11 protein-coding genes are annotated in these 15324 nt (G+C 72.2%); 3 read left to right on the plus strand and 8 right to left on the minus strand.

The features are described 5' to 3' along the window. Window positions 1-159: 159 nt before the first annotated feature. Together AC5WRL_RS18775 and AC5WRL_RS18780 are read right to left on the minus strand one after the other, a co-directional pair. A complete protein-coding gene (locus tag AC5WRL_RS18775) occupies window positions 160-489 on the minus strand; it encodes a hypothetical protein (RefSeq protein WP_496089745.1) in 330 nt (109 codons plus the stop codon). Then, complete coding sequence (locus AC5WRL_RS18780) at window positions 437-1828, minus strand: MFS transporter (protein ID WP_496089746.1); 1392 nt, start codon at window positions 1826-1828, stop codon at window positions 437-439. Before AC5WRL_RS18780 ends, AC5WRL_RS18775 begins: the two co-directional genes overlap by 53 nt. Before the next feature lie 74 nt (window positions 1829-1902). Between AC5WRL_RS18780 and AC5WRL_RS18785 the strand changes: the two genes are divergently transcribed. From AC5WRL_RS18785 to AC5WRL_RS18795, 3 genes are read left to right on the plus strand one after another with little or no spacing between them, the layout of a single operon-like run. Next, window positions 1903-2586 carry a TetR/AcrR family transcriptional regulator gene (locus AC5WRL_RS18785; RefSeq protein WP_496089747.1) on the plus strand — a complete coding sequence of 228 codons (684 nt, stop codon included), beginning with the start codon at window positions 1903-1905 and terminating at the stop codon, window positions 2584-2586. A 51-nt stretch (window positions 2587-2637) separates the two neighbouring features. Then, complete coding sequence (locus AC5WRL_RS18790) at window positions 2638-4497, plus strand: ABC transporter ATP-binding protein (protein WP_496089748.1); 1860 nt, start codon at window positions 2638-2640, stop codon at window positions 4495-4497. Beyond that, a complete protein-coding gene (locus AC5WRL_RS18795; RefSeq protein WP_496089749.1) occupies window positions 4494-6368 on the plus strand; it encodes an ABC transporter ATP-binding protein in 1875 nt (624 codons plus the stop codon). Before AC5WRL_RS18790 ends, AC5WRL_RS18795 begins: the two co-directional genes overlap by 4 nt. 178 nt (window positions 6369-6546) lie before the next feature. Here AC5WRL_RS18795 and glgP read toward each other — a convergent pair whose 3' ends face one another. The 6 genes from glgP to AC5WRL_RS18825 all read right to left on the minus strand — a co-directional run bounded on the left by glgP (window position 6547) and on the right by AC5WRL_RS18825 (window position 15082). Further along, on the minus strand, window positions 6547-9090 hold the full coding sequence (gene glgP, locus AC5WRL_RS18800) for an alpha-glucan family phosphorylase (protein WP_496089750.1): 2544 nt from the start codon (window positions 9088-9090) through the stop codon (window positions 6547-6549). A gap of 151 nt (window positions 9091-9241) precedes the next feature. Then, window positions 9242-10327: an ABC transporter ATP-binding protein gene (locus tag AC5WRL_RS18805; RefSeq protein ID WP_496089751.1), complete on the minus strand. Its 1086-nt coding sequence runs from the start codon at window positions 10325-10327 to the stop codon at window positions 9242-9244. Next, window positions 10324-11346 carry an ABC transporter ATP-binding protein gene (locus AC5WRL_RS18810; protein ID WP_496089752.1) on the minus strand — a complete coding sequence of 341 codons (1023 nt, stop codon included), beginning with the start codon at window positions 11344-11346 and terminating at the stop codon, window positions 10324-10326. Before AC5WRL_RS18810 ends, AC5WRL_RS18805 begins: the two co-directional genes overlap by 4 nt. A 5-nt stretch (window positions 11347-11351) precedes the next feature. Beyond that, a complete protein-coding gene (locus tag AC5WRL_RS18815; protein WP_496089753.1) occupies window positions 11352-12302 on the minus strand; it encodes an ABC transporter permease in 951 nt (316 codons plus the stop codon). After that, window positions 12302-13306 (minus strand): ABC transporter permease, encoded by a 1005-nt coding sequence (locus tag AC5WRL_RS18820; RefSeq protein WP_496089754.1) that lies wholly within the window; start codon window positions 13304-13306, stop codon window positions 12302-12304. The genes AC5WRL_RS18815 and AC5WRL_RS18820 overlap by 1 nt, the downstream gene beginning before the upstream one ends. 102 nt (window positions 13307-13408) lie before the next feature. Further along, window positions 13409-15082 carry an ABC transporter substrate-binding protein gene (locus tag AC5WRL_RS18825; protein ID WP_496089755.1) on the minus strand — a complete coding sequence of 558 codons (1674 nt, stop codon included), beginning with the start codon at window positions 15080-15082 and terminating at the stop codon, window positions 13409-13411. Between the last annotated feature and the right edge of the window lie 242 nt (window positions 15083-15324).

The raw sequence follows: 15324 nt of genomic DNA on the forward strand, positions 1-15324 counted from the left end.
GGACCTGCCGGACGGCGCACGCCGGTACGGTGCGGACGCCGTCGCAACGCACCGCTGGGCCGCGGCCTCCCGGAAGAGCGGAGCGCGCGCGAGCATGCCGGCTCCCCCAACGGACAGCCACCGCGCGGCCGGATGGCGTACCCGGGGCGGTGTCGCCGGTCAGGCGCGGCCCGGGGCGGGGGTGGGGGTCGGGGGGCGGCGGCGGGTGGCGGCCCGGCGGCGGCGGTCGTTGCACAGCAGGCACTTGCCCCAGCCCGGCGGCAGCGGGTCGTCGCGGTCCCCGTGCAGCGGATCGACCGCGCCACGCGGATGCTCGCGGCAGCCCGTCTCGCCCGGGCCGTCCGTCAGCGACTGCGCCGCCGTCAGCGCCCGGCGCAGCGCGTCGACCAGCACCTCGGCCTGCTCGCCAGCCGGGCTCTCCTGGTCGAAGGCGATGTCATTCGCGGTGCGCAGCGCCGCTTGCAGCTCCCGGACTTCGATTCGGCTCATGCCCGCCACCGTAGCGGTCGCCACTGACAGGGACGGCCCGCACCAGCGGCACCGCCCCCGCCGCCAGCGCCGCGAACACCGTGAAGGCCAGCGCATAGCCGTGCTCCGCTCCCCCGGCCACCACCAGCGCGGTGGCCAGCTGCGCCCCGATCGCGCCGCCGACCGTGCGGGCGACGGTGTTCACGCCGCCCGCCGCGCCGGTCTCGGCCGGTGTCACCGCCTCGACCACCAGCGCGCCGAGCGCCGCGAACGCCAGCCCGTAGGCCACGCCGGTCAGCGCCCCGGCCAGGACGAGCTGCCACACCCGCTCGTGGGCCACGGCGAGCAGCGCCAGGGTGAACGCCGCCAGCGCCACGCCAGCCGTCAGCGGCGCCCGGGCGCCGTACCGGCCGCGCAGTCGCGGCGCGAGCGGGGTCACGAGCACCGTCAGCAGCACGGTCGGGATCATCATCAGCCCCGTCTCGGTCGGCGAGGCGCCGACGGTCCCGCTCTGCGCGAGCACCGGGACCAGGGTGATAGCGCCGAACATCGCGGCGCCGATCACCACCGCTGACGCGTGGGTGAGCGCCACCGCGCGCCGCCCGTGCAGCGCGAAGTCGACCAACGGCTCCCGTACCCGGTGTTCGGTCAGCACGAACGCCGCCGCCAGGGCCACCGCGCCGGCCGCGACGCCGAGGGTGGCGGGCGCGGTCCAGCCCCAGGCGCGGCCCTGGCTGATCACCAGCAGTCCGCCCACCAGCGCGCCGGCCAGCAGCAGCGCGCCGCCGATGTCCACCCGCCCGCCGGCCGGTGCGGTGGTACGGGGCAGCCCGGCGGCGAGCAGCAGCGCGAGGGCGGCGAACGGCAGCAGCGGCCAGAACAGCCCGGCCGCGCCCCAGCTCCCGGCCAGCGGCCCGGAGATCACCATGCCCAGCGCGCCGCCCATGCCGGTGAGCGCCGACATCAGGGCGATCGCCCGTGGCAGCCGCTGGGCGGGCAGCGCCGCCCGGGCCATGCCGAAGGTGAGCGGAAAGGCACCGCAGCCCAGGCCGGCCAGTGCCCGCCCGGCGAGCAGCAGCGGGTACGAACCGGCACCGGCGCCGAGCGCGCACAGCAGGGTGCCGGCGGCGAAGGCGGTCAGGCACGCCAGCAGGGTCCGCCGGTAGCCGAACATGTCGCCGAGCCGGCCGGCGATGGGGGTGGTGATCGCCCCGGTCAGCATGAAGACGGTCAGTGTCCAGGTGGCCGCCGAGGGGGTGATTCCCAGTTCGGTGCCGAGCACCGGCAGCGCGGAGATCACCACGGTCTGCGCCGTGGCCACCGTCAGCGCGCCGGTGAACAGTCGTCCGGTCACGGACATGGCATGCCCCTTTCCTGGTCGGGCAGGGCCACCCTAGACACTTGCGGACACTGTCCGCAAGTACGGTCGGCGCCATGACCTCCACCCCGCAACGCCGCCCCTGGGGCAGCCTGGACCGCGCCCGGATCATCACCGCGGCCCTCGAACTGGCCCGCGCCGAAGGGATCGACGCCGTCACCATCCGCCGCCTGGCCGCCGAGGTCGGCGCCTCCCGAATGGCCCTCTACCGCCACATCCCGGACAAGGACACCCTGCTGGAGCTGATCAGCGGCGCCGTCATCGAGCAGGAACTGCTCCCGGCCGCCGACCTCACCGGCCCCTGGCAGCACCGGCTGCGCTCCCTCGCCGCCGCCATGCGCGCCACGCTCGTCGCCTATCCCGGCCTGTCCGAGAGGACCATCGGCCGCCCCAACACCGGCCGCCGCGGCGGACTGCTGCTCGCCGAAACCCTGCTCGCCACCCTCGGTGAGGCCGGCCTGGACGAACCCGCCACCGCCACCTGGTACCTGGTCTTCATCGACCTCGTGCAGGGCCGCGCCCGCAGCGAGTCCGCACGCGGCGCCGGCGGCGATCCCACCACCCCCGAGCGCAACGCCCAGCTCTTCGCCGCCGCCGCCCGCCCCGGCAGCGAGGCAGCCCGGCTGCGCGCGCTCGCGCCGCTGATCGACGCCATCGGCCCGGAACAGGTCTTCGAGGCGGAGATCGCCATGCTGATCAGCGCGATCGAGGCCCAGGCCGCGCTCCGCCCCCGGTCGTAGGACCAAAAACCGGGTGGGAAGTGTCAGTGCCTGAACGTAGGCTCGATCCTGATGTCTGCCACCGCCCCCGCCCCCGCCCAGGCCGCGCCTGCCGCCAAACGTTCCGTCGTCCGTTCACTGCTGCGGCTGTGGCCCTATGTACGGCCGGTACGGGTCCGGGTCTTCGGCGCCGCCGCCGTGGCCATCGCGGCGGCCTCGCTGGGGCTGAGCATGCCGCTCATCCTCAAGTGGATCGTGGACGGCCCGGTCGCCGACGGCGACACCGGCGGAGTGTGGATCGGCGGCACCGTGCTGCTGGTGGTGGGGCTGTTCGAGGCCCTGCTGTTCGGGCTGCGACGCTGGCTGGTGGCCCGCCCCCTCACCCGCGTCGAGGCCGGGATGCGCGCGGACCTCTACCAGCACGTCCAGCGGCTGCCGGTCGCCTTCCACGACCGGTGGGCCACCGGCCAGCTGCTCTCCCGGGGCACCGGTGATCTCCAGCTGCTGCGCATGTGGCTGGCCTTCGGGCTCACCTTCCTCATCGTCAACAGCGCCACCATCCTCATCGGCTGCGTCATCCTGCTCTCCCAGCAGTGGGTGCTCGGCCTCATCCTGCTGGCGCCGGTGCCGGCGCTGATCATCCTGTGCATGGTCTTCGAGACCAGGTACTCGGTGGTCGCCCGCCGCGCCCAGGACCAGATGGGCGACCTGACGACCCTGGTGGAGGAGTCCATCCTCGGCATCCGGGTCATCAAGGGCTTCGGCCGGCACCGCAGCCAGGCGCAGGCGTTCCAGGCGCTCTCCCAGCGGCTGGTGGATACCGAGATCCGCAAGGCCAAGCTGCTGGCCTGGATCTGGACGTTCATCATGACGCTGCCCGAGCTGTTCATGGGCGCCGCCCTGGTGGTCGGGGTGCTCCAGGTCGCGGACGGCACGCTCACCGCCGGCACCCTGGTGGCGTTCATGGCCACCGCGATGGCGCTGCGCTGGCCGGTGGAGTCCATCGGCTTCCTGCTGGCCATGACCAATGACACGGCCGCCGCCACCGACCGGTTCTTCGAGGTGATGGACGTCAAGGCGCCGCCGGAGCGCATCCGCGAGGCCGGCCCCTCCGACGCCGCCGCCGGTACGGACGAGGGCATCCGCTTCGAGCAGGTGGTCTTCCGCTTCCCGGACTCCCCGCCCGACACCCCGGCCGTGCTGGACGGCATCGAGCTGCACATCCGCCCCGGCGAGACGATGGCCCTGGTCGGCGCCACCGGCAGCGGCAAGACCGCGCTGACCGCGCTGGTCCCCCGGCTGCACGAGGTGACCGCCGGGCGGATCACCCTGGACGGTACGGACATCGCCACCCTCCCGCTGCACGAGGTGCGCGAGCGGGTCGCGGTCGCCTTCGAGGAGCCGACCCTGTTCTCGGCCTCCGTGCGGGAGAACATCCTGATGGGCGCCCCGGACCACGGCACCCCGGACCACGGCGCCGACCCCGACGCCGAGCTGGTGCGGGCCCTGGGCATCAGCCAGGCGGACGGCTTCGTCGGCGCGCTGCCGCAGGGCGCCGGGACCGAGGTCGGCGAGCAGGGCCTGAGCCTGTCCGGCGGCCAGCGACAGCGGCTCGCGCTGGCCCGCGCCGTCGTCGGCCGGCCGCGCTTCCTGGTGCTGGACGATCCGCTCTCCGCCCTCGATGTGCACACCGAGGCCCGGGTGGAGGCCGCCCTGCGCGACGTACTGGCCACCACCACCGCGCTGGTGGTCGCCCACCGGCCCTCCACCGTCCAGCTGGCCGACCGGGTCGCGCTGCTCTCCGGCGGCCGGATCGCCGCCGTGGGCACCCACACCGAACTGCTGCGCGACAACGCCGAATACCGGCTGCTGATGACCGGCACGGCCCACAGCGGACCGTCCGAGGAGCCCGAAGAGGTCACCGTCCGATGAGCGCCACCAGCACCGCCACCAGCACCGCCGAAGAGACCGCCGGCGATCCGCAGCGGCGGCAGCAGTCGCCGCCCGCCCCCGACCCGATCGCCCAGGACAAGCTGCCCGCGCCGCGCGGCGCGTCCCGGCAGCTGCTGTTCTCGCTGCTGCGCCCGTACCGGGTACGGGTCGCGCTCGCCGCGCTCCTGCTGCTCGCCCAGCAGGCGGCGGTGCAGGGCACCCCGCTGCTGGTCGCGTACGCGATCGACCGGGGCGTCCCGGCCATCCGCGACCAGGACAACTACGGCCCGCTGATCGCGGTGGCCGTCGCGTACCTGCTGTGCGCGCTGGGCGGCGGCGCGCTCCAGCACGTCTTCATCCGGGTGGCGGCCCGGATCAGCCAGCGCGTCCTGCTGGAGCTGCGCGGCCGGATCTACCGGCACGCGCAGGCGCTCAGCCTGGACTTCCACGACCGCTACACCTCAGGGCGGCTGATCTCCCGCGCCACCACCGATGTGCAGTCGCTGCGCGAGCTTCTCGACGAGGGGCTCCAGGAGATGCTGATGGTGCTGGTGTCCGTGGTGTACATCGGGGCGCTGCTGTTCTATCTGGACCTGGGGCTCGGCGGGGCGGCGCTGCTGTCGTTCATTCCGCTGGTGTTCCTGGTGCAGAACTACCGGCGGCGGTCGGCCGAGCGGTTCAGCCGGCGGTCCACCGCGATCGCCAAGGTGATCGTGAAGTTCTCCGAGACGCTGAACGGCATCCGGCCGGTGAAGGCGTTCCGCCGTGAGGCGGTCAACGACGCCGGGTTCGACGCGATCAACCGGCAGCACGAGCGGGTCAACGGCGACACGATCCTGGAGATGGCGCGGTTCGTGCTGCTGTCCCGGCTGCTGGCCGCCACCGGGGTGGCGGCGATCGTGATGTGGGGCGCGTACCGGGTGGCGTCGGGCGAGCTGGAGCTGGGCGCGCTGGCGGCGGGTGCGCTGTACATCCGGCGGCTGTACGACCCGATCGACCGGTTCGCGATGATCCTGAACAACTACCAGTCGGCGGTGGCCTCGCTGGACAAGATCGCCGGGCTGCTGCACCAGCGGCCGGACGTACCGGAGCCGGAGCGTCCCGTGACGCCGGCGCAGCGGGCGGCCGGGCAGCCGGGGCGCGAGGTGGTGTTCGAGGGCGTGCGGTTCGCGTACCGCACCGGTGGCGAGGTGCTGCCCACCTTCGAGCTGACCTTGCCCGCCGGGCAGACGACGGCGCTGGTGGGGGCCACCGGGGCCGGGAAGTCGACGCTGGCGAAGCTGCTGGCGCGGTTCTACGACCCGACCGATGGCCGGGTGCTGCTGGACGGTACGGATCTGCGCGAGCTGAGTCCGGCGGAGCTGCGGCGCGGGGTGGTGATGGTGACCCAGGAGGCGTTCCTGTTCTCGGGCACCGTCGCGGAGAACATCGCGATCGGCAAGCCGGACGCCGACCGGGACGAGATCGAACGGGCGGCGAAGGCGATCGGCGCGCACGACTTCATCACGGCGCTGCCGGACGGCTACGACACGGATGTCCGCAAGCGCGGCGGCCGGATCTCGGCGGGGCAGCGGCAGTTGGTGGCGTTCGCCCGGGTGCTGCTGGCGGACCCCTCGGTGGTGATCCTGGACGAGGCCACCTCGTCGCTGGACATCCCCGGTGAGAAGGCGGTGCAGGACGCGATGGAGACGGTGCTGCGCGGCCGTACGGCGGTGGTGATCGCGCACCGTCTGTCCACGGTGGAGATCGCGGACCGGGTGCTGGTGATGGAGGCGGGAAGGATCGTGGAGGACGGCCCGCCGGCCGACCTGATCGCCGGTACCGGCCGCTTCGCGGACCTGCACCGGGCCTGGCGCGACAGCCTGGCCTGACCCGACCGGCGGCCGGAGGCGGAGGCCGCGGTGCCGAGGACAGGGCGGGGCGGGGTGCGGGGCACAAGCCCCGCACCCCGCCCCGGTGGACCCGGCCCCCATCGGGGTGGCGGCGTCACCACGACCGACCGGACCCCGGCCGCGGGCGCGGGCGCGGCCGGGGTCCGGTCGGTGTGGGTCAGCGCAGCAAAATGCCCGCTTCCTCGGTCCGGGCCTCGGACGGGAGGGCGGTCAGGCCCAGTTCGGCGGTGGTCGCCAGCAGGCGGTGGGTGGGCAGGACCCGGACCGTGTAGCCGAAGGGGCCCGGGTGGGGCAGCGGGAGGTCGGCCGTGTAGGTCCAGTGGCCCTCCAGGTCGGGGCCGCCGTCCGGTTTCAGGGTGACCGGCTCGGCGTCCAGCAGCCGGTCGCTCTCATCGACCCGGCCGGTGATCGCCTGGACCTCCACCTCGGCCGGCTCCAGCTCGCCGAGCCGGATCCTGGCCCGCAGCGGCAGCGCGCCGCCCAGCACCGGCGGTTCGTCGCCGGTCTCGACGTGGTCCACGCTCACCTTGGGCCACTCCCGCCGTACGCGCTCGGCGTACGCCGCGAGTTCGCCGGCCGCCGCCGCGTCCATCGCGCGGTGGGCGTGGGCGGCCGGCGTGTACAGGCCGGTCACATACTCCCGTACCATCCGCTCCGCCAGCACCTTCGGCCCCAGCCGCCCCAGGGTGGCCCGCACCATCTCCAGCCACCGGCCGCGCCCGCGCGTGTAGAAGCACGGCGCGACCTGCTCCTCCAGCAGCCGGTACAGCGCCGCCGCCTCCACCGTGTCGCGCCGCTCCGGGTCGCCGCCGGTGAGTCCGTCCGCCGTGGGGATCTCCCAGCCGAAGTCCGGCTCGCACCACTCGTCCCACCAGCCGTCGCGCACCGACAGGTTGAGGCCGCCGTTGAGCGCCGACTTCATGCCGGAGGTGCCGCACGCCTCCAGCGGGCGCAGCGGGTTGTTCAGCCACACGTCGCAGCCGGCGTACAGGCCGCGGGCCATCGCCATGCCGTAGTCGGGGAGGTACACGATCCGGTGCCGTACCTCCGGGTCGTCGGCGAACCGCACCAGGTCCTGGATCAGCCGCTTGCCGCCCTCGTCCGCCGGGTGCGCCTTGCCGGCGACCACCAGTTGGACGGGGCGTTCGGGGTGCAGCAGCAGCGCCTTGAAGCGTTCGGGGTCGCGCAGCATCAGGGTGAGCCGCTTGTACGAGGGGACGCGCCGTGCGAAGCCCAGCGTCAGCACGTCCGGGTCGAGGACCTCGTCGATCCAGCCCAGCTCGGCGTCGCCCGCGCCGCGCTGCCGCCAGGAGTGGCGCAGCCGGGCCCGTACCTCGTGCACCAGCGTCTCGCGCAGCCCGCGCCGCAGCTCCCACAGTTCGGCGTCGGTGAGCCGGCCGGGGTCCTCGGCGCGGGTGAGCGCGTCGGCGGTCCAGGTGGGGGCGTGCACGCCGTTGGTGACGGAGGTGATGGGCACCTCGCCGGGGTCGAAGCCGGGCCACAGTCCGGCGAACATCTCCCTGGCCACCGCCCCGTGCAGGGTGGAGACCCCGTTGGCGCGCTGCGCCGTGCGCAGCCCGAGCACGGCCATGTTGAACTGCGGCTGGTGCCCGGGCTCGGGCCCGTCCGGTTCGCGGCCCAGTGCCAGCAGCGCGCCGGTGTCCAGCGGCTCCAGTTCGCCGCCGGGGCCGAGGTGCCTGGCCACCAGTTCCTCCGGGAAGCGGTCGATGCCGGCCGGGACCGGGGTGTGGGTGGTGAAGACGGTGCCGGCCCGTACCATCCGGGCGGCGGCGTCGAAGCCGATGCCGAGGGCGTCGAGTTCGCGGATGCGTTCGGGGCCGAGGAATCCGGCGTGGCCCTCGTTCATGTGGAACACCTCGGGCTCGGGGTGCCCGGTGATGCGGCAGTAGGCGCGTACCGCCCGCATGCCGCCGATGCCCAGCAGCATCTCCTGGAGCAGCCGGTGTTCGCTGCCGCCGCCGTACAGCCGGTCGGTGACGTCGCGTTCGGCGGGGGCGTTGCCGTCGACGGCGGAGTCGAGCAGCAGCAGCGGGACGCGGCCGACCGCCGCCTGCCACACCCGGGCGGTGAGGGTGCGTCCGCCGGGCAGGGCGAGGGTGACGCGGACGGGGGTGCCGTCGGGGCCGGTCAGTTCGGTGAGCGGCAGTTCACGGGGGTCGAGCACGGGGTAGCTCTCGCACTGCCAGCCGTCCGCGTCCAGGGACTGCCGGAAGTAGCCGTGCCGGTAGAGCAGGCCCACCCCGATCAGCGGGGCGCCGAGGTCGCTGGCGGCCTTGAGGTGGTCGCCGGCGAGGATGCCGAGGCCGCCGGAGTACTGGGGCAGGGCGGCGGTGATGCCGAACTCGGGTGAGAAGTAGGCGATGGCGCGGGGCAGTTCGCCCTCGGCGTGCTGGTACCAGCGGGGTTCGGTGAGATAGTCGCGCAGATCGCCGGCGGCGACCTCCAGGCGGCGTACGAAGCCCCGGTCGGCGGCGAGGGCGGCGAGCCGGTCGGCGGTGACGGATGCCAGCAGCCGTACCGGGTCGGCGCCGGCCCGCCGCCAGCCGTCCGGGTCCACGGATCTCAGCAGCTCACGGGTGTCGGGGTGCCAGGACCAGCGCAGGTTGAACGCCAGTTCCCGCAGCGGTCGCAGCGGCTCGGGGAGGACGGCTGTCACGGAGAAACGACGGATGGCCTTCACGGATCCGAAGGTATCCGGGCAGGAGAGGCACAAGGGGTGGTTTCCGGCGCATGACGCAGGAAACCGTCACCAAACCACCCCCGGGGACCATCAGGAACGTGCGGGGGCCGCCGCGCCGGCGTGGCGCGGCGGCCCCGTGTCCCGGCCGCCGTCAGGAGACGGCGGCCGGTGTTTCCTCCCCTGGCTCCTTGGCCTGCTCCACCTCGACCAGCACCGGCGGCGCCAGCTGGGAGGTCGGCCGCAGCGAGCCGTCGGCGATCCCGGCCGCGAAGTGGCAGGCCACCCGGTGGCCGTCGCCGGTGTCGGTCAGCTCGGGCCGCTCCGTGTCGCACCGGGTCGGCTGCCGCCACGGGCAGCGGGTGTGGAACCGGCAGCCGGTGGGCGGGTTGGCCGGCGAGGGCAGATCGCCACGCAGCAGGATGCGTTCGCGCCGGTCCTCCACCTCCGGGTCGGGCACCGGCACCGCCGACATCAGGGCGCGGGTGTACGGGTGGCGCGGCTCGGCGTACAGCGCGTCCGAGGGCGCCTCCTCGACCAGCGCGCCCAGGTACATCACGCCGATGACATCGGAGATGTGCCGCACCACGGCCAGGTCGTGGGCGATGACCAGATAGGTCAGGCCCAGCGACTCCTGGAGTTCCTCCAGCAGATTGATGACCTGGGCCTGGATGGAGACGTCCAGCGCCGACACCGGCTCGTCGCAGATGATCACATCGGGTTCCAGGACCAGCGCCCGGGCGATGCCGATGCGCTGCCGCTGCCCGCCGGAGAACTCGTGCGGGTAGCGGGAGAGCGCGCTGTGCGGCAGCCCGACCCTGGTGAGGATCTCCTTGATCTTCTCGCGGCGCTCCGTCCGGTCGGCGCCGATGCCGTGCGCGGCCATGCCCTCGGCGAGGATCGACTCGATGTTCTGCCGGGGGTTGAGCGAGCCGAGCGGGTCCTGGAAGACCATCTGGAGCCGGCGCCTGGCGCGCCGCATCTCCTCCGCCGGCAGCTGTGCCAGGTCCGTACCGTCGAAGACGACCGAGCCCGAGGTGATGTCGGTCAGCCGCAGCACGGCCCGGCCCAGGGTGGTCTTGCCGCAGCCGGACTCGCCGACCAGGCCGTACGTCTGACCGGCGGTCACGGACAGCGAGACGCCGTCCACCGCGTACACGTGTCCCACGGTGCGGTCGAAGAGGACGCCGCGTTTGACGGGGAAGTGGACCTTCACGTCGTCGAGTTCGAGCAGGCTCACCGGTCCGCTCCTTCCTTGCCGAGCGTTACGGCGGGTACGGGGTGGACGCAGCGCACCCGGTGGCCGGCCGTGTGCGGTTCGGTCAGTTCGGGGGTGCCGCTCAGGCACTGCTCGGAGTAGAAGTCGCAGCGCGGCGCGAAGGCGCAGCCGTCCGCCCAGGCGATGGTGTCGCTGATGGAGCCGCGGATCGGGTTGAGCGGTTCGCCGCGCGGCGCGTCCAGGCGGGGGATGGAGCCGAGCAGGCCGTGCGCGTACGGGTGGGTGGGTGCGGCGAACAGCGGACGGCGCTCGGCCGCCTCGACGACCTTGCCCGCGTACAGCACATTGACCCGGTCGCACAGCCCGGCGACCACCCCCATGTCGTGGGTGATCATCAGCAGCGCGGTGCCCTGCTGGTCGACGAGTTCCTTCAGCAGTTCCAGGATCTGCGCCTGGATGGTGACGTCGAGTGCGGTGGTCGGCTCGTCCGCGATGAGCAGCCGGGGCGCACAGGCCACCGCCATGGCGATGAGCGCGCGCTGCCGCATGCCGCCGGAGAGCTGGTGCGGGTACTCCTTGAGCCGCCGGGTGGGGTCGGGGATGCCGACCCGTTCCAGCAGGGCGGCGGCCTCGGCGCGGGCGGCGGCGCCGCGCAGACCGCGGTGCCGGGTGAGGATCTCGGTGACCTGGAGGCCGATGGGGATGACCGGGTTGAGGGAGGACAGCGGGTCCTGGAAGATCATCGCCAGCTGGCTGCCGCGCAGGTCGCGCAGTTGGTCGCGGCCGAGGGTAAGCAGGTCGGTGCCTTCGAAGTGGGCGTGGCCGCCGACCCTCACGCCCTTCTTGGGCAGCAGCCCCATCAGGGCGAGGGAAGTGACGCTCTTTCCGCAGCCCGATTCGCCGACCAGGCCGGTGACCTGGCCCCGCGCCACCTCGAAGGAGACTCCGGAGACGGCCCGGACGTCGGTGCGACCGCGCCCGGTGAAGGTGACGGTGAGGTCTTCCACGCTCAGCAGTGGGGGTTCCGGTTGCCTGGGCATGGTCATCAGCTCCGCAGTTTCGGGTCGAGTGCTTCGCGCATCGCCTCGCCCAGCAGGGTGAAGCCCAGTGCGGTGATGATGATGCCGAGCGCCGGGTAGAGCGCCATCATCGGCGCCTGGTCGAAGTACGGCTGGGCCTGGACGAGCATGACGCCCCATTCGGGCTGGGCGGCGTCGGGGTTGCCCAGCCCCAGATAGGACAGGGCGGCGGCCTCGATGATGGCGGTGGCCAGCGCGAGGGTGCACTGCACGATCACCGGGCCCAGGGAGTTGGGCAGCACGTGCGCGGTAACGATGCGCCGCCGGCGCACGCCCAGCGAGCGGGCGGCCAGTACGTAGTCGGAGCCGGACTGGGCGAGCATGGAGCCGCGCAGCAGCCGGGCGAAGATGGGGATCTGGGCCACCCCGACCGCGATCATCACGGTGGTGAGGGACTGGCCGAGGATGGCGGCGACGGAGACGGCGAGCAGCAGCGAGGGCAGCGCCAGCACCATGTCGATGAAGCGCATCACGGCGGTGTCGATGCGCCGGCCGGTCTTGCCGCCGAAGGCGAGGGCGGCGCCGGACAGTCCGCCGATCAGGGCACCGGCGGTGAAGCCGAGCAGGGTGGCGATGATCCCGACCAGCAGCGTCTGGCGGGCGCCGACCAGCATCCGGGAGAGCTGGTCGCGGCCCAGGTGGTCCAGGCCCAGCCAGTTCCCCGAGCGGGAGCCGACGAAGGTGTTCTGGTTGGGGAACACCTCGCCGCGCCACTGCTGGATCGGGTTGTGCGGGGCGATCCAGGGGCCGATGATCGCCAGCACGATGAAGACGGCGATGATGACGCCGCCGATCAGGGCCATCTTGGAGGAGCGCAGCCGGCGCAGCGCCTCGGTCCACAGGCTGGCGCCGGTGGTGGATTCCCGCTGGGCGGTCAGCTCGGCGAGCCGGTCGATCTTCGTGGTCTTGGTACTCATCAGTGCACCCGCACCCTCGGGTCGATGAGGCTGTACGCCAGGTCGACCAGCAGATTGATGACGACGTAGAGCGTCGCGATGAACATGATGAAGCCCATGAGGACGGGGTAGTCACGACCGTCGATGGCGGAGCGCAGGAAGTGGCCGATGCCGTTGAAGGCGAAGACGGATTCGGTGAGCACCGCACCGGACAGCAGGGAGCCGGTGAGCAGGCCGATGGTGGTGACGACCGGCAGCAGGGCGTTGCGCAGGACGTGCCGGGCGCGTACCACCTGCCGCTTGAGCCCCTTGGACTCGGCGGTGCGGACGTAGTCCTCGCCCAGGACTTCCAGGACGGAGGCGCGGGTCATCCGGACGATGATCGCCAGCGGGATGGAGGCCAGGGCCGTGGCGGGCAGGATCAGATGGATGATCGCGTCCCAGGAGGCGTCGAACTCTCCGGTGAGCAGCCCGTCCAGGATGCGGAATCCGGTGATCTCGGTGGCATTGATGTCGTTGGACTGGCGTCCGACACTGGGCAGCCAGCCGAGCCGGACGGCGAAGACGGCCTTGAGGAGGAAGGCGAGGAAGAAGACGGGGATGCAGATGCCCAGCAGCGAGCCGGAGACGGCGCCGATGTCGAGCCAGGTGCCGCGCCGGGCGGCGGCCAGGTAGCCGAGCGGGATGCCGACGATGACGGCGATGAGCAGGGCGCTCAGGCCGAGTTCGACGGTGGCGGGGAAGCGGGTGGTGAACTCCTCCCACACCGGGCGGCCGGTCTGCACGGAGGTGCCGAGGTCGAGGGTGACGAGCCGGCGCAGGAAGCGGCCGTACTGTACGAGTACGGGCTGGTCCAGGCCGAGGGCCGCCTCGATCTGGCGGCGGTCGGCCTCGGTGGCCCGCTCGCCGAGGAGGGCGGCGGTGGGGCCGCCCGGCAGCCGGTTCAGCCACAGGAAGAGCAGCACCGACAGGCCCGCCAGCGTGGGTATGAGCTGGAGCAGCCGGCGCACGATGAGACGCAACACCTTTGGGTCAACGCCCCTTTCTTGCTTGTCGGACCACACCGCCGCCCGGCCACGGGGGGTGCCCCGGGGCCGGGCGGCGGGAGGATCCGGCTGTCGGGTCCCCTACTTGAAGGACGCTTCGGAGAATTTCTCCTGCGTCAGCGGGGAGACGGTGGGCGGGTTGACGTCGGGCGAGAAGGCGATGGACGGCGGCGAGGAGGAGATCGGCACGCCGGGCAGGAAGTCCATCACGAACTCATTGGCCTCCCGGTAGAGGGCGGTGCGGGTGTCGACGTCCGGCTCGGTGGAGGCGCGGTCCAGCAGGTCGAACAGCTCTTCGTTCTCGAAGCCCCACTCCTTCTGGTACTTGGCGAACCAGGTGCCCAGGAAGTTGTAGCCGTCGTTGAAGTCGCCGGTCCAGCCGAGCAGGTACAGGTTGCAGCCGCCGTCGCGGGTGACCTCGGTGTAGTCCGGGTTCCACTTGAGGGCCTTGGGCTCGACGGTGATGCCGACGGCCTCCAGGTCGGCGCGCAGCAGCTCGTACAGGTCCGCCGGGGAGGGCATGTACGGGCGGGTGACCTCGGTCGGGTAGCAGAAGGTGAACTTCAGGTCGTCCTCGCCGGAGTCGGCGAGCAACTGCTGGGCGAGTTCGGGGTCGTACGCGTAGGTGGTGACGTTCTCGGAGTAGCCGTCGACCGTGTCGGGCATGAACTGGGTCGCGACGACGCCGCCGGCGGGCAGCTGGCTGTCGACGAGGTTCTGCCGGTCCAGCGCGTGCGCGATGGCGGTACGGACCTCAAGGCTCTCCAGGGCCGGGTGGCTGTCCTGGGTGAACCCCAGATAGAAGATGTTGAAGACGTCCCGGGTGGGCACCTGGAATCCGGCGTCGGACAGGGTCTTCACATCGGCGGGGGCGACCAGGTCGTAGCCGTGGATGTCACCGCTCTGGAGTGCCTGGCGGCGGGCGGCTTCCTCGGGGATGGTCTGGAAGACGAGCTTCTCGACGCCCGCCTTCTCGCCCCAGTAGTCGTCGAAGCGGGTGAGGGTGACCTCGCCGTTGCCCTTGTTCCAGCCGGTGGCCCGGAAGGGGCCGCTGCCGGCGACGGTGCCGGCTTCCTGGCTGTACTTCGGGAAGGTGATGGAGTCGCCCCCGCCCCCTGCCTCGTCGGCGGCGTACGCCTCAAGGGCGGGGCCCGAGTGGATGCCGAAGGCGGCGAGGGAGAAGCCGCCGGGGTAGTTGGCGGAGGGCTTGACGACCTCGATGACGGCGGTCAGCTCGTCGGGGGCGGTGCAGCCGACGTAGTTCGGCTCGGCCGTCTCTTCGCTCTCGTTGTTGGCGAAGCCACCGAAAATCGTCTGCCAGTAATAGGACAGTGTGGTGTTCTGGTAGGCACCGGTCCAGTTGTACCAGCGGTCGAAGTTGGCACAGACGACTTCGCCGGTCAGGTCGGAGCCGTCGTGGAACGTCACCCCCTCCTGGAGATTGAACGTCCACTCGGTGCCCGCGTCGTTGCTCTCCCACGTCTTGGCGAGGCTGCCCTCCATCTCGGAGGTGCCGGACTTGTGGTCGATCAGCGTTTCAAAGACCTGCCGGGTGATCCGGAAGGACTCGCCATCACTGGCCAGCGAGGGGTCGAGGGAGGCGGGGTCGCCCGCGGCGCCGAAGACAAAGGTTTCCGTGGAGCCGGACCCCTTGGAGTCTCCGTTGTCGCGGTCGCTGGAGCAGCCGGTCGCGATCACGCTGATCGCGAATATGGCCGCAAGCATCCGCACGGCCTTGGGTCTTGCTATGGACATCGTCCACCTCGAAGGGTCGGTGGTGGTCTGGTGTTTCGGTGGACGGCACATTACTGCGCTGGTGCATAGCTGTGAACAGTGGAATGAACGGCGATACAGAGCTGAGACTTCACGTCCACTCACCCCCACACGGGTGAACGCGCCCCGGGGGCCACACCCGACAAACCCCTCAGTCAGTCGTGAAACATATAGAAAGGACAAAGTCACGAAGAGAACAGCAAATAGCCACCTCCGACGCCTAT

The organism is Streptomyces sp. NTD107 (genome assembly GCF_059510435.1).

Excerpts from the sequence above, each read along its gene's own strand:
- AC5WRL_RS18775 (WP_496089745.1), bottom strand. The coding sequence starts at position 489 with ATGAGCCGAATCGAAGTCCGGGAGCTGCAAGCGGCGCTGCGCACCGCG.
- AC5WRL_RS18780 (WP_496089746.1), bottom strand. The coding sequence starts at position 1,828 with ATGTCCGTGACCGGACGACTGTTCACCGGCGCGCTGACGGTGGCCACG.
- AC5WRL_RS18785 (WP_496089747.1), top strand. The coding sequence starts at position 1,903 with ATGACCTCCACCCCGCAACGCCGCCCCTGGGGCAGCCTGGACCGCGCC.
- AC5WRL_RS18790 (WP_496089748.1), top strand. The coding sequence starts at position 2,638 with ATGTCTGCCACCGCCCCCGCCCCCGCCCAGGCCGCGCCTGCCGCCAAA.
- AC5WRL_RS18795 (WP_496089749.1), top strand. The coding sequence starts at position 4,494 with ATGAGCGCCACCAGCACCGCCACCAGCACCGCCGAAGAGACCGCCGGC.
- AC5WRL_RS18810 (WP_496089752.1), bottom strand. The coding sequence starts at position 11,346 with ATGCCCAGGCAACCGGAACCCCCACTGCTGAGCGTGGAAGACCTCACC.
- AC5WRL_RS18815 (WP_496089753.1), bottom strand. The coding sequence starts at position 12,302 with ATGAGTACCAAGACCACGAAGATCGACCGGCTCGCCGAGCTGACCGCC.
- AC5WRL_RS18825 (WP_496089755.1), bottom strand. The coding sequence starts at position 15,082 with ATGTCCATAGCAAGACCCAAGGCCGTGCGGATGCTTGCGGCCATATTC.